This window comes from Pseudomonas sp. B21-028 (assembly GCF_024749045.1).
Classification (GTDB): Bacteria; Pseudomonadota; Gammaproteobacteria; order Pseudomonadales; family Pseudomonadaceae; genus Aquipseudomonas.
This window is the reverse complement of record NZ_CP087184.1, coordinates 3,863,716-3,880,067: the sequence shown is the minus strand read 5'-3', so window position 1 is coordinate 3,880,067 and position 16,352 is coordinate 3,863,716. Positions and strand designations below refer to the sequence as shown.

At 66.2% G+C, this 16,352-nt stretch carries 1 protein-coding gene; it reads right to left on the bottom strand.

Annotated elements, in window-relative coordinates; all coding sequences use genetic code 11:
* Window positions 1–16,125 (bottom strand): non-ribosomal peptide synthetase, encoded by a 16,125-nt coding sequence (locus LOY35_RS16430; protein WP_258624840.1) that lies wholly within the window; start codon window positions 16,123–16,125, stop codon window positions 1–3.
* Between the last annotated feature and the right edge of the window lie 227 nt (window positions 16,126–16,352).

The window sequence follows — 16,352 nt, the reverse complement described above, 5'->3', positions numbered from 1 at the left end:
TTAAGCATCCTTGGAGACGATAGCGAGCAGTTCGCTTTCAGACAGCGAAGCCATTTCTTGTTGCAGGTCCATCAGTTCGTCCGACTCGTACTGGGCCAGTTGCAAGGTGGTGATCAGGTCGGCCAGTGCCAGCAGCGACGAGTGTTCGAACAGGCTCCTGAGGGGCACTTCGACGGCGAAGTTTTCTCGTGCCCGCAGGGTGACTTGTACCGCCAGCAGCGAGTGGCCGCCGAGCTCGAAGAAGTCGTCGTGCCGACCGATCCGCTCCAGGCCCAGCAGGTCGGCCCAGATCTGCGCCAGCAGCTCTTCGGTTTCGCCGTTGGGGGCTTCGTACTCGCGATAGGCGAAGTCTTCGCTGCGAGGCGCGGGCAGGGCGCTGCGGTCGAGCTTGCCGTTGGGGCTCAGTGGCAACTGCTCGACCACCACGAACGCCGCCGGGACCATGTAGTCCGGCAACTGCGAGGTCAGGTACGGGCGCAAGGTGCTGCTGGCATTGCGGCCGGCCAGGTGCGGCTCGACGCTCAGGTAAGCCACCAGGCGCAGGGCCCCCGGGCTGTCTTCGCGAGCGATGACGGCCGCCTCGCGCACCCCCGGCAGGGTCAGCATCAGGGCTTCGATTTCGCCGGGCTCGATGCGGAAACCGCGGATCTTGACCTGCTGGTCGTTGCGTCCGAGGAATTCGAGTACGCCGTCGGCGCGCATGCGCACCAGGTCACCGGTGCGGTACATCCGCGCCTCATCGTCCGGGCTGAACGGGTCGGCGAGGAAGTGTTCGGCGTTCAGTTGCGCACGGTCCAGGTAGCCCCGGGCGACACCCGCGCCACCGACATACAGTTCACCCGGCACGCCGAGGGGTGCCGGCCGGCCCTGTTCGTCGAGCACGTACAGGCGGCTGTTGGGGATGGCACGACCGATTGGCACCGTGCCCTGGTCCTGGGCAGTGCAGCGATGCACCGTGGCCCAGACCGTGGCTTCGGTGGGGCCGTACTCGTTGTACAGGGCGATGGCCGGTTCCAGGCCCGCACATTCCTGTACCAACTGGGCCGGGCAGGCTTCGCCGGCGACGATCATCTCCCGCAGGCTGCGATGCCCGTTTTCACTGGCAAGGCTCGCCAACACCAGCCGGCCGAGGGACGGCACGCACAGCAGTGAGGTGATGGCCTGTTCGTCGATGAAGCGGGCGATGGCTTGCGGATCGCGGGCGGCTTCGGCCGCCGGAACGCACAAGGTGCCGCCGCTGATCAGGGTGCCGAAGATCCCTGCCACGGAGCTGTCGAAGGCAATCGACGAGAGCAGCAGGAAGCGCTTGTCGATCGCCGGCCCGTACACCGTGCGCCGGGCCAGCGTCGAGGCGACCAGGTTGCGGTGTTCGATCATCACACCCTTGGGTTTGCCGGTGGAGCCGGAGGTGTAGATCACGTAGGCCAGGTGCGCCGGGGTCAGGCCGGTGGCATCCCAGCGCGGATCGCGGGTATTCGTCTGCGCCGCCAGGGCCTGTTCGATGGCCAGGTAGCGGGTGCCTTCCTGCAGCGTGCCGACGGCTGCGCGACCGACCGGATCGGCCAGCAGCAGGCGTGGCCGCGCATCCTCGACAATCGACACCAGGCGTTCGGCCGGATAGCTCGGGTCCAGCGGCACGTAGGCGCCGCCGGCCTTGAGAATACCCAACAGGCCGCTGATCATCGCCGCGCTGCGTTCGACGCAGATCGCCACCAGATCCCCCGGTTGAACCCCGGTGGCGATCAAGTGATGGGCCAGGCGATTGGCTTGGGCATTGAGCTCGGCGTAAGTGAAGGCTTGCCGAGCGTCGACCAGGGCACAGGCGTCCGGCGTGCGGAGTACCTGCTCTTCGAACAGGTGCTGGATGCACAGGTGCGTCGGGTAGTCCTCGCGGGTCTGGTTGAAGGTTTCCAGCAGCAGGTTGCGTTCCTGGGGCGGCAGCACGTCCAGTTGCGTGAGTGGAATCCGTGGCGTGTACATCAAGGCCTGGGTCAGTTGTTCCAGGGCCCGTTGCATCAGGGCGCAGATGCGTTGCGGGTCCACCGCCCGGACGCTCTGCACCGTCAGCCCCAGGGCATCGCCATAGTCGTTGACCGACAGGGTCAGCGGATAGTTGGTGCGCTCGGCGCTGTTCAGGATGCGCATGCTTGGCCATTGCAACTGGCTGTCGTCGCGCTGGTGCCGATAGTTGAGCAGGGTGGTGAACAGCGGCAAGGCACTGGGCACGTCGCTGCAGCGTTGGGCCAGGGCCAGGGAGGCCTGTTCGTGGGCCAGCAGTTCGATCAGGTCGCGGTGGGTCGCCAGGACCTTGTCGTTGGCGCCAGCGCCGGCCAGTTGTACCCGCACCGGCAAGGTGTTGATGAACACCCCCAGGGCCCGTTCGGCCCCCGCCGAGCCTTGTAGGCGACCGGCGACCACGGTGCCGAACACCACATCGTCGCGCCCGGTGCAGCGGGCCAGCACTTGCGCCCAGGCCACGTGGAACAGCGCCGCCGGGGTGATGCCGCGTTCCCTGGCCTGGGCCCGCAGGCGCAGGTTGAGTTCGAGGCTCAATTGCACGCTGGCCTCTTCGATGTGATTGCCGTCCCCTTGTACTTCGAGCAGGTCGAAGGGCGCGGTGGGCGAATCGACGTCGGCCAGTCGACGGCTGAAGTAGGCCTCGTGGACCTGGGCCGGCGTGGCCTGGGTCTGGGCGATGAAGTCGCGATAAGGCTGTGGTGTGCCGAGGCTGTCGCCTTGTCCGTGGAGGATGGCGTGGATTTCTTCCAGGACGATTTCCAGGGTGACGTGGTCGCTCGCCATGTGGTGATTGAGCAGCGCCAGCATCCAGCGTTCGGAATGCGGATCCCGGGCAATGCAGGCCCGCATCAGCGGTGCCTGGCGCAGATCCAGGCGCAGTTGCCGTGGGTCGCTCAGGGTTTCGAGCTGGCTCAGCGGGTCTTGGTAACTGTCCAGGGTGACGCTGTGCACCGGCAGGCGGGCCTGGCGTTGCACCACTTGCACTGCCTGGGGCAAACCGTCCCACTGCACGCAGGTGCGCAGGATGTCATGGCGGTCGATCACCTGCTGCAAGGCGCCGATAAAGGCGTCGAGGCGCTGGCGGTCGTCGAACTCGAGCATCGAGCGCACCAGATAGGCGTCGCCTTCATGTCCGAGCAAGTGATGGAACAGGATGCCTTGCTGCAGCGGGGCCAGGGGATAGATGTCCTGGATGTTCGCGGCGCCGCCAGGTACCGCAGCGACGATGCGTTCCAGCTGATCCGCCGTCAGGTCCACCAGGGGCAACATGTCCGGCGTCAGGCTGGTGCAATCGGCCGGGATGCGGTTGGCCGGGGCCTGGAAGGCCGTGTGGGTGGCATCCGTCAGGGCCGAGGCGAGGTCCCGCAGGGTCGGTGCGCCGAAGACGCTGCGCACGTCGGCGTTCAGGCCGTGTTCGCGCAGGCGTTCGATCAGGCTGACCGCCATCAGCGAATGACCGCCGAGTTCGAAGAACCCATCGTGGCGGCCGACCTGTTCGAGGCCCAGCAGTTGTTGCCAGATATCGGCGATGGTCCGCTCCACCGTGCCTTGCGGTGCTTCATAGGCCTGGCTGGCGTAGGCGTCCTGATCCGGTTCGGGCAGGGCGCGGCGGTCCAGTTTGCCGTTGGGGGTGAGTGGCAGCGTGTCGAGCACCACGAAGGCGCTGGGCACCATGTGCTCGGGCAGGCGGCCGAGGAGTTCGACGCGCAACTCTGTGGCGGCCGCCGGTTCGCCGCACAGGTAGGCCACCAGGCGTTTGCCGGTCTGGTGGTCGCGGGGGACGACGGCCGCTTCGCGGACCCCGGTGAGGGCGGCGAGGGCGGCTTCGATTTCTCCCAGCTCGACCCGCAGGCCACGGATTTTCACCTGATCGTCGTTACGTCCCAGGTATTGCAGGGTGCCGTCGGGCAGCCAGCGGCCGATGTCGCCGGTCTTGTACAGGCGCGCCCCGGCCCGCTCGCTGAACGGGTCGTCAATGAAGCGTTCGGCACTGAGCTGCGGCAGGTTGAGGTAGCCCCGCGCCACACCGACACCGCCGATGTGGATCTCGCCGGGCACGCCCAGGGGCAGCAACTGGCCCTGGCTGTCCAGCACATGCAGTTGCATGTTGCGGATCGGCCGGCCGATCGGAATCGAGCGGTTGCGGTAAGCCCCGAGATCGGTGTCGGCGGTGTACCAGGCGACCACGTCGCTGCACTCGGTCGGCCCGTAGCTGTTGATGATCGCCGGCCGTGGCAGCGGCAGTTTTTCCAGCATGGCGACCTGGATCGGCTCGCCGCCCAGCACCACCCGTTTCAGGCAGGCCAGTGATTCGTGCTGATCGGCGTCCACCAGGGCGTGAAAGGCGCTGGGGGACATGTTGAGGTGGGTGATGCCGGCCTCGGCGATCTGGGCGACGATGGCGCTCGGGTTGAACGGCTCTTCGGCCAGGTGCAGCGAGGCGCCGACCATCAGTGGGGCGAGGATGTTTTTCTGGGTCAGGTCGAAGTTATAGGACGAGGCCAGCAGCACCGCGTCGCCGGCATGGAAGGCCAGGTCGTCGAGGTACCAGTCCAGCAGGTTGCGCAGGCCGCGATGTCCGACCATCACGCCTTTGGGCAAACCGGTGGAACCGGAGGTGTAGATCACATAGGCCAGATGACCGAAGTTCAGCTCGTTCACTTGCGGGTCATGGGCCGGCTGCTGCAGCAGCGCCGGGCTGCCCAGTTCGAGAGTAGACAGGCCTTGCGGCACCGGCAGTCCGTCCAGGCTTTGCTGGCGCACCAAGGCTTTCGGTGCGCTGTCGGCGAGCATGTGGGCCAGGCGTTGCGCCGGGTATTGCGGGTCCAGCGGCACATAGGCCGCCCCGGCCTTAAGGATGCCCAGCAGGCCGATGACCATCTCCGGGCTGCGACGTGCACAGAGGCCGACGGTGTCGTCAGGTCCTACGCCCAGGGCGATCAGGCCGTGGGCCACGCGGTTGGCCTGGGCGTTGAGTTCGGCGTAGCTCAGGGTTTGCCCGGCACCGACCAATGCCACTGCATCCGGCGTGCGACCCGCCTGTGCGGCGAACACGGCGTGGGGGAAGCGGCTCGGGCTTTCATCCAGGGTGACGGGGGCAGGGTTGAACGTCTCCAGCAACTGCCGGCGTTGTGCGTCATCCAGCAACGGCAGGGTCGCCACCGGCTGCGTGGCATCATCGAGCATCCCATCGAGCAGGTGCAGCAGGTGCCGGCCCCAGCGGGCGATGGTGCTTTCGTCGAACAGGTCGGTGGCGTACTCGAACTGGCCACTGATGGTTTCGCCGTCGTCATTGAGCGACAGGCTCACATCGAACTGGGTGGTGCCGGTCGGTTGCGGCAACGGGCTCAGGTTCAAGCCTGGCAATTCCAAAGCCTGGTCCTGTGGCGTGTTGCCGAGCACCAGCATGGCCTGGAACAGCGGGCTGTGGCCGAGGCTGCGTTCCGGTTGCAGGGCTTCGACCACTTGTTCGAACGGCAGGTCCTGATGGCCGTAGGCGTCGAGGGTGGTGGCTTTGATGCGTTCGAGCAGGTGTTCCACAGGGCTGTCGGCCGGCACGTCGATGCGCAGGGCCAGGGTGTTGACGAAGAAGCCGATCAGCGCTTCGGTTTCACGCCGTGGACGGTTGGCGACCGGCGTGCCGACCACGACTTCCGATTGATTGCTCAGGCGCGACAGCAGGATCGACCAGGCCCCCAGCAGGGTCATGAATGGGGTCAGGCCGCGCTGCTGGCTGAAGCGCCGCAGGCGCGCGCTCAATGGGGCGGGCAGTTGCAGTGTCAGTGCGGCGCCCTGGTAGCTCTGCACCTGGGGCCGCGGATGGTCGGCCGGCAGTTCCAGCAGCGCCGGGGCGCCGGTGAGGTGCTCCTTCCAGAATTGCGTCTGGGCGTGCAGGCGCTCGCCTTGCAGGTGCTGCTGTTGCCAGGCAGCGTAGTCGGCGTATTGCAGGGCCAGGGGCGGCAGCGGGTCTTCGCGATCCTGGCTGAACGCGGCGTACAGCGCATTGAACTCACCGATCAACACCGCCACCGACCAGCCGTCGGAGACGATGTGGTGCTGGGTCACCAGCAGGATGTGTTCGTCCTCGGCCAGGCGCAGCAGGCGTCCGCGAATCAGCGGGCCGCTGCTCAGGTCGAAGGCGGCGCGGGCTTCTTCCTGGGACAGCTGTTCGACGGCCTGTTGCCGGGCCTCGGCGTCCAGGGCTTGCAGGTCATGTTCCACCAGGGTGAAGCCGATCTCGGCCGGGGCGAAACGCTGGCGTACTTCGCCGTCCTGGCGGTCGAAGGTGGTGCGCAGGCTTTCGTGGCGGGCGACGATGCGGTCCAGGGCCCGTTGCAGGGCTTCGCGGTCCAGGCAGCCCCGCAGGTGCAGGGCGGCGGGCATGTGGTAGGCGACGCTGGCGGCATGGTCCAGTTGATCGAGGAACCACAAGCGCTGCTGGGCCAGGGACAACGGCAGCGGCTGCTCGCGGGAGACCACGGCAATCGCCTGGAGCCGCGATTGGCCGGCCTGCTCGACGTGTCGGGCCAGTTCGCTCAGGGAGGTCTGGGCGAACAGGGTGCGCAGGTCGATCTCGGCGCCGAGGTCCTGGTGCAAGCGGGCTTGCAGTTGCACGGTAAGCAGGGAGTGGCCACCCAGTTCAAGGAAGCCGTCGTGACGGCCAACCTGATCCAGGTGCAGCAGGTTTTTCCAGATCTCGGCGATGGCGACTTCGGTGTCGCCTTGCGGCGCTTCGTAGGCCTTGCTGGCGAGGGCTTCCAGGCCGGGCTCGGGCAGGGCGCGGCGGTCGAGCTTGCCGTTGGCGGTGAGGGGCAGGGCGTCCAGGTGTACGAAGGCGCTGGGTACCATGTATTCGGGCAAGTGTTTGAGCAGAGTGCTGCGCAGCTCTTCGGCACTGGCCGGTTCACCGCACAGGTAAGCCACCAGGCGACTATCGTCCCGGGCAATGACCACGGCGTCGGTGATGCCGGCACAACCAAGCAGCACGTTCTCGATCTCGCCCAACTCAATGCGGAAACCGCGGATCTTCACCTGGAAGTCATTGCGGCCCAGGTACTCCAGCGTGCCATCGGCCAACCAGCGACCGAGGTCACCGGTCTTGTACAGGCGGGCGTTCGGCTCGCTGCTGAACGGGTCGGCGATGAAGCGCTCCGCGCTCAGTTCCGGCCGGTTCAGGTAACCCCGGGCCACGCCGACACCGCCGATATGGATTTCCCCGGCTACCCCCAACGGTGCCGGTTCGCCCCGCGCATCCAGCATGTGGACCTGGACGTTGGCGAACGGCCGACCGATGCTCGGCCGTTCACCCAAGTCGCGGATCAGGTCGAGGGTGGCGTCCACCGTGCATTCGGTGGGGCCGTACATGTTGTAGAAGCGGATGCTCTGGCAGTTGCGCAGTTTCTCCCAGGTGGCGGCGTTGATCGCCTCGCCACCGAGCAGCACGCTCACCGGCTGGTAGCTCTGGCGCTCCAGCAGGCCGGCGGCGAGCAGGGTGTCGAGCTGCGACGGGGTGGAGTCGAAGGCGTGCACCTGATGCTGTTCGAGGAAGTCCAGCAACTCGCTGCCGCTGGCGCGGATCAGTTGCGGGATGATCACCAGGCGATGGCCGGAGAACAGCTGGGAGATGCCCTTGATCGACATGTCGAAGAAGAACCCGGCATTCAGGGCCACGGTAGCCGGGGTCGGGCAGTGCTGGTGGGTGGTGCGGGTCAGCACATTCCAGAAGTTGAACACCGAACGGTGCTCGACCATCACGCCCTTGGACTGGCCGGTGGAGCCGGAGGTGTAGATCACGTAGGCCAGATTTTCCGCGGTCAGGCCCGGTACTTGTGGGTTGCTGTCGAACGCCGCATCGTCCGCCGCTTGCAACGATTCCACGATGTCCAGCAGCAACACCGGCAGTTCCCCGGACGGCAGGGACAGCGCCGACTGGGTCAACAATGCCTGGGGTTGGCTGTCCTGCAGCATGAAGGCCATGCGTTCGGCCGGGTGGGCCGGGTCGATGGGCACATAGGCTGCGCCGGCCTTGAGCACGCCCAGCAGGCCAACGATCATTTCCAGGCTGCGCTCGGCGCAGATGGCCACGCGCTGATCGGGCTGCACGCCGAGGTCGAGCAGCTGCCGGGCTAGGTGGTTGGCGCGGCGATTGAGCTGGCGATAGCTCAACTGGCGCTCTTCGCAGACCAGAGCCACGGCGTCGGGGTTGGCCTGTACCTGGGCTTCGAACAGCTGGTGGATCGGTTGCGCCGTACCGAAATCGCTGGCGGTGCGGTTGAAGTCTTCGAGCAGCAACTGGCGTTCGCTGGCGGGCACCACGTCGAGGCTGCTGGCGAGGCGTTCAGGGGATTGTTCAAGGGCGTCCACCAATGCAGCCACGGCCTGGCCCAGGTAGGCGGCGATGCGTTGCGGGTCGATGCCGGCGACAGCTTGGGCGGTCACGGAGAAATCAGCGCCTTCATCCGCCACGGCCACTTCGATCGGGTAGTTGGTGCGGGCTTCGTTGCTCAGGAAGCGCACACCGTCCCAGGCCAGGACCTGATCGGTGTTGGCCAGCGAGCCGCCGTCGGTCTGATGGCGGTAGTTGAGCAGTGTGGTGAACAGCGGCAGGCCGGCGCCGACGCCACTGCAGCGTTGGGCCAGGGCCAGGGAGGCCTGTTCGTGGTTCAGCAGTTCGCTGAGGTCGCGGTAGGTTTCGTCCACCAGCGCGGCCACCCCGAACCCGGCCAGTCGGACCCGCACCGGCAAGGTATTGATGAACACCCCCAGCGCCCGGTCGGCACCCACCGAGCCTTGCAGGCGGCCGGCGACCACAGTGCCGAACACCACGTCGTCGCGGTCGGTGCAGCGCCCAAGCACCTGGGCCCAAGCGATGTGGAACAACGCGGCTGGGGTGACGCCGGCCGCGCGCGATTGGGCGCGGATCCGTCGGCTCAAGGCTGGATCGAGACGCACGCTGGTTTCGGCAACCTGGCTGCCGTCACCCTGGACATCCAGCACACCAAACGGCGCGGTGGGTTCGTCGACAGTGCCCAGGCGCTGGCTGAAATAGCTTTCGTGAGCTTGCGGCGGCGTCGTGAGGATCTGGGCGACGAATTCCCGATAAGGCATCGGCGGCGGCAGGCTGTCGCCCTGGCCTTGCAACAGGGCCTGGACTTCTTCGAGGACGATGCCCAGGGACACATGGTCGCTGATCATGTGATGGTCGAGCAGCGCCAGCAAGCAGCGTTCAGAGTGCGGAACCCGGGCGATGCAGGCGCGCATCAGCGGCGCCTGTTGCAAGTCCAGGCGCAGGTGCCGGGGATCGCTCAGGCGTTCCAGTTGAGCGCGCGGGTCTTCATCGGCGGCCAGGGCGATGTGCTGCAGCGGCAGTGTGGCCCGGCGTTGCACCACCTGCACCGGCTGCGGCTGGCCGACCCAATGCACGGCGCTGCGCAGGATGTCGTGGCGGTCGATCACCTGCTGCAAGGCACCGACAAAGGCCTCGAGACGTGCGTGGTTGTCGAATTCGATCAGCGAGCGGACCAGGTACGCATCGCCTTCGTGTCCCAGCAGGTGATGGAACAGAATTCCTTGCTGCAAGGGGGCCAGCGGGTAGATGTCCTGGACATTGGCGGCCCCGCCGGGTACGGCGGCGACGATGCGTTCGAGCTGGGCCTCGGTCAGTTCCACCAGGGGCAGCATGTCAGGTGTCAGCGCAGTGCAGCCATCCGGAATCCGGTTGGCCGGGGCGAGGAACGGCGTTTCGTTGCTGCGGCTCAGGGCCTGGGCCATTTCCCGCACGCTGGGCGCGGTGAACACCGTGCGTACGCTGGCGCTCAGGCCATGCTGGCGCAAGCGGTCGATCAGGCTCACGGCCAGCAGCGAATGTCCACCGAGTTCGAAGAAACGGTCGTGACGGCCAACCTTGTCGAGGCCCAGCAAGTCCTGCCAGACGTTGGCAACGATCTGTTCGATCTCGCCTCGCGGTGCCTCGTAGGCGCGGCTGGCGAACGCTTCCTGGCCCGGCGCGGGCAGGGCGCGGCGGTCGAGTTTGCCGTTGGGTGTCAGCGGCAACGCTTCAAGCTGGACGAAGGCGCTCGGCACCATGTACTCGGGCAGCGCCGCCAACAGTACGGCACGCAATTGCTCCACCGGCACCGGCTCGCCACACAGGTAGGCGACCAGCCGTTTGCTGTCGGACTGCCCCGGTTTGCTTTCCTGGGCAACCACCACCGCTTCGCGGACACCAGCGCACCCGGCGAGGACGGCTTCGATTTCCCCCAGCTCCACGCGGAAACCGCGGATCTTCACCTGATCGTCGTTGCGTCCCAGGTACTGCAGCGTGCCATCGGCGCACCAGCGGCCAAGGTCGCCGGTCTTGTACAGGCGTGCGTCCGGATCGGTGCTGAACGGGTCGGCGATGAAACGCTCGGCGGTCAGTGCCTCGCGATTGAGGTAGCCGCGAGCGACACCGACGCCGCCGATATGAATCTCCCCGGCGACCCCCATGGGCACCAGGTTGCCGAGCGCATCCAGCACGTGCAGTTGGGTGTTGCGCAGCGGTTTGCCGATGGAGCGGAAATCGTCGTGGTCGCTTTCCATGCGGCGGATCGAGGCGTTGACCGTGGCTTCGGTCGGGCCGTAGGCATTGAACAGCGCCGGGCGATGGCCGGCGCGGGCGAACCACTGGCTCACCGCCTGCTTGCCCACCGCTTCGCCACCGATCATGAACTGACGCAGGCAAGCGGGCAGCGCGACATGGGCGTCCCGGGCGACCTGCTGCCAGAACACGGTCGGCAGGTTGGCGACGCTGATTGCGTACTGCTCGCAGAGCGCGGCGAAGGCGGCGGTGCCGGCGATCCAGGCATCGCTGCGCAGCACCAGGGTGGCGCCGGACAGCAAGGCGCCAAAGATCTCTTCCACCGACATGTCGAAGGTCATGGTGGCGAATTGCAGAATGCGATCCTGGGGATTCAGGCCGTAGCGTTCCTGCAGGGCACCGATCTGGTTGCACACCGAGCGGTGTTCGAGCATCACGCCTTTCGGCTTGCCGGTGGAGCCGGAGGTGTACATGACGTACGCCAGGTGCCGGGAGGTCAGGCCTTCGACCCTTGGATTGCTGTCATCGCCCTCAGTCGAGTCGTCCAGCAACAGCTGCGGCATGTGCAGCGCCGGCAGTTGTTCGGCCATGGTTTCGATCAGGTAGCCCTGAGTGAGCAGCACCCGTGGCGTGCTGTCGTCGAGCATGTGCTGCAAGCGGTCCTGCGGATAGTTCGGGTCCAGTGGCACGTAGGCGCCGCCGGCCTTGAGAATGGCCAGGATGCCGACGATCATTTCCGGACTGCGTTCCACCAGCAGCGCGACCCGTTCGTCCGGGCGCAGGCCGGCGGCGATCAGGCGATGGGCAATGCGATTGGCCCGGGTGTTGAGTTCGGCATAGCTGAGGCTGACCGCTTCGGCCTGCACGGCGATGGCTTGGGGACGCTTCTGTACGTGCTGTTCGAACCATTCCTGCAGCAGCCTGCCTTCGGCAAACGGTGCGTGGGTCTGATTGAAGCCGCCGAGCAGTTGCCGGCGTTGTTGGTTATCCAGCAATGGCAGGGTCGCCACCGGCTGCGTGGCGTCGTCGAGCATCCCGTCGAGCAGGTGCAGCAGGTGCCGGCCCCAGCGGGCGATGGTGCTTTCGTCGAACAGGTCGGTGGCGTATTCGAACTGGCCGCTGATGGTTTCGCCGTCATCGTTGAGGGACAGGCTCACATCGAACTGGGTGGTGTCGGTCGGTTGCGGCAACGGGCTCAGGTTCAAGCCTGGCAATTCCAAAGCCTGGTCCTGTGGCGTGTTGCCGAGCACCAGCATGGCCTGGAACAGCGGACTGTGACCGAGGCTGCGCTCCGGTTGCAGGGCTTCGACCACTTGTTCGAACGGCAGGTCCTGATGGCCGTAGGCGTCGAGGGTGGTGGCCTTGATGCGTTCGAGCAGTTGTTCCACAGGGCTATCGGCCTGCACGTCGATGCGCAGGGCCAGGGTGTTGACGAAGAAGCCGATCAGCGCTTCGGTTTCACGGCGTGGGCGGTTGGCGACCGGCGTGCCGACCACCACCTGGGACTGGTTGCTCAGGCGCGACAGCAGAATCGACCAGGCGCCCAGCAGGGTCATGAATGGGGTCAGGCCGCGCTGCTGGCTGAAACGCCGCAGGCGCGCGCTCAATGGGGCGGGCAGTTGCAGCGCCAGTGCGGCGCCCTGGTAGCTCTGCACCTGGGGCCGCGGATGGTCGGCCGGCAGTTCCAGCAGTGCCGGGGCGCCGTTGAGGTGCTCCTTCCAGAATTGCGTCTGGGCGTGCAGGCGCTCGCCTTGCAGGTGTTGCTGTTGCCAGGCGGCGTAGTCGGCGTATTGCAGGGCCAGGGGCGGCAGCGGGTCTTCGCGGTCCTGGCTGAACGCGGCGTACAGCGCATTGAACTCACCGATCAACACCGCCACCGACCAGCCGTCGGAGACGATGTGGTGCTGGGTTACCAGCAGGATGTGTTCGTCCTCGGCCAGGCATAGCAGGCGTCCGCGAATCAGCGGGCCGGCGCTCAGGTCGAATGCGGCGCGGGCTTCTTCCTGGGACAGTTTCTCGACGGCCTGTTGCCGGGCCTCGACGTCCAGGGCTTGCAGGTCATGTTCCACCAGGGTGAAGCCGATCTCGGCCGGGGCGAAACGCTGGCGCACTTCGCCGTCTTGGCGCTCGAAGGTGGTGCGCAGGCTTTCGTGGCGGGCGACGATGCGGTCCAGGGCCCGTTGCAAGGCGTTGCGGTCCAGGCAGCCACGCAGGTGCAGGGCGGCGGGCATGTGGTAGGCGACGCTGGCGGCATGGTCCAGTTGATCGAGGAACCACAAGCGTTGTTGGGCCAGGGACAGCGGCAGCGGCTGCTCGCGGGAGACCACGGCAATCGCCTGGAGCCGCGATTGGCCGGCCTGCTCGACGTGTCGGGCCAGTTCGCTCAGGGAGGTCTGGGCGAACAGGGTACGCAGGTCGATCTCGGCGCCGAGGTCCTGGTGCAGGCGGGCTTGCAGTTGCACGGTCAGCAGGGAGTGGCCACCCAGTTCGAGGAAGCCGTCGTGACGGCCGACCTGATCCAGGTGCAGCAGATTTTTCCAGATCTCGGCGATGGCGACTTCGGTGTCACCTTGCGGCGCTTCGTAGGCCTTGCTGGCGAGGGCTTCCAGGCCGGGCTCGGGCAGGGCGCGGCGGTCGAGCTTGCCGTTGGAGGTGAGGGGCAGGGCGTCCAGGTGTACGAAGGCGCTGGGTACCATGTATTCGGGCAAGTGCTTGAGCAAGGCGCTGCGCAGTTGCTCGGCCGGAACCGGTTCGCCACAGACATAGGCCACCAGGCGCTTGCTCTCGGGTTGACCGGGATGGTCTTCCCGGGCAATCACCACCACTTCGCGGACACCGGGGCACAGCGCCAGGGCGGCTTCGACTTCGCCGATCTCGATGCGCAAGCCGCGGATCTTCACCTGGAAGTCATTGCGGCCCAGGTACTCCAGCGCGCCGTTGGCGAGCCAGCGACCGAGGTCGCCGGTCTTGTACAGGCGTGCGTCCGGCTCGTTGCTGAACGGATCGGCGATGAAGCGCTCGGCGCTCAGTTCCGGCTGGTTCAGGTAGCCCCGGGCGACGCCGATGCCACCGATGTGGATTTCGCCGGCGATCCCCAACGGTTGCGGTTCGCCACGGGTATCGAGCACGTGCATCTGGATGTTCGCGATGGGCTTGCCAATGGGCACGCTTTCGCCGGGATCGCTGGGGCGGCAGTGCCAGGCGGTCACGTCGATGGCCGCTTCGGTCGGACCATAGAGGTTATGCAGTTCAACGCCCGCCAGTTGCCGTTCGAAGCGCCGTTGCAGGGCACGGGGCAGGGCTTCGCCACTGCACAGCACGCGGCGCAGCGAGGGGAAATCCTGGCTGTCGCGGTGTTCCAGGAACAGGTCGAGCATCGACGGCACAAAGTGCAGCATCGTGATGCTCGCCTCGCGCATCACTCGGGCGAGATAATCCGGTTCCTGGTGGCCGCCGGGCCGGGCCATGACCAGCTCGGCGCCGGCCAGCAAGGGCAGGAAGAATTCCCAGACCGACACGTCGAAGCCGAACGGGGTCTTTTGCAGGACCCGGTCGCTGGCGTCGACGCCGTATTCGTCACGGGCCCACAGCAAGCGGTTGACCACGCCGAGGTGTTCGTTCATCACCCCCTTGGGAGTGCCCGTGGAGCCCGAGGTGTAGAGCACGTAGGCTAAATGCTTCGTGGTCAGGCCCAGGGCCTGCGGATCCGGATTGTGTTCGGGCTGTGCGACACGTTCGTCGTCATCGAGCACCAGCACCGGGATTGCCAACGCCGGCAACTGCTCCAGCAAGGCCCGGCTACTGAGTACGGCACGGGGACGACTGTCGTCGAGCATGTAGGCCTGGCGTGCGCTCGGCAGGTCCGGGTCGATGGGCACGTAGGCGCCACCGGCCTTGAGAATCCCCAGCAGCGCGACGACCATTTCCGGGCCGCGCTTGAGGCTCACGGCCACGCGGTCATCCGGCTTGACCCCCAGTTCGATCAGGTGATGGGCGAGCTGGTTGGCCTGGCGGTTGAGTTGCTCGTAGCTGAGCAGCGGTCCGCTATCGCCGCGCACGGCGCAGTGATGAGGACGTTGCTCGACCTGCTGTTCGAACAGGGTGTGGATCAACACATCCCGCGGATACTCGCGGGCGGTGGCATTGAACTCGACTTGCAGGCGCTGGCGTTCGGCCGCGCTCATCAGCGGGTAATCGCCCACCGGCGTGTCATGCTGGTCAAGTACCGCTTCGAGCATCGAGACGATGCGTTGTTGCAGCAGCCGGGCCTCTTCCACGCTGTAGTAGGCGGTGTTGAAGTTGAAATCCAGATGCACGTCTTCGAACGGGTGGTAGTCACGCACGAAGATCGCCATGGGCGTCTGTTCGTAGCCGTTATCCATGGTGATGACGGTGGACGAGGTGCCGCCGAACTGGTCGTCACCGTCCAGGCTTTCGAATGACAGCGAAACGTCGAACAGCTGCCGACGCCCGGCCTGCGCGAGGCGCAGGATGCGGTTGAGCTCGGCAATCGGGAAGCGCTGGTGGCGATAGCAGCGGCGCAGTTGGCCGCCGGCGGCGTGCATCAGGTCCAGCAGCGAGGCGTCGAGGTCGACGGGCAGGCGAATCGGGCTCACCGAGGAAAACATCCCTGCGGTTTCCTTGGTGCGGGCATTGGTGCGGTTGTGCACGGGCATGCCGATGACCATCTCATCGACGCCCACGGTACGGCAGAAATAGGTGGCGACGACGCTGATCAACACGTGGGCCACCGACAGGCTGCGCTCGCTGGCGAATTGCGTCAGGTCGTTGTAAAGCGCCCGCGGCAGCATCGCCTGGACCTGGGCGCTGGGGGCCAGTTCATTGGCCTGGCCGGTCGTGAAGTCGGCCCGGCGTTGCAGCAGCGACGGCGGCAACTGCGCGTAGGTTTCCTGCCAGAACTCGCGGTCGCGCTCGTAGCGTGACGATTGCAGGTAGTCGCGGTCGTCCTCCAGGAACGACAGGTAGGAATGTCCTTGGGCGACTTCGTCGTTGCCGGCCAGCAAACCGTTGTAGGCGGCACCCACGGCATGGCCGATCAGCGCCACGCCGATACCGTCGGTGACCAGGTGGTGATAACGGTTGAGCCAGTAGTGACGGTTCGGGCCACAACGCACCATGCGCGCTTCCCAGAGTTGGCCGGTCAGTTCAGGGAACGGCTGGCGGAAGGCGTTGCGCAGGTACTCCATCGCCAGTCCGGCATCGGCTTCAGCCTCGGTAAACTCGACGATTTCCAGCTTGACCTGGACCTCCGGCAAGACCCGCTGGCGGCCGATGCCGCCTTCATGGCTGAAGCTCAGCCGCAGGGCGTCGTGGTTGTTGGCCACCAGCTCGATGGCTTTCTCGAACAGCGGGATGTCGATTTCGCCCTTGATTTCCAGGGACATGCCGATGTTGTAGTAGGGCAGGTCCGGGTGCGCGATCTGGTCGAGCCAGATGCCCTGCTGGACGGAGGCCAATTCGTGGGTGGCGCAGTCTTGCGTGGGCAGCATTTCGGTCGACGAATCCATTTCGGAGCACCTGCAGACAGAATCAATTGAGGTTTGTCTCCGTTCGAATGGCGGTGCATGAAGGCCTGGGCGACTGCCAGTCGGCGGATGCAAATGGTCGTGGAGAGGACATCGGGGCCGTAGGCAGGCGCCTGATGCGAGGGGGGGCGTCGGGGGGGCTGTGGTGCGGCTGTCGATGGGCCGTCCTGCCGTCCGGTCACGCCTGATGTCCCTTCACAACGTGGGAA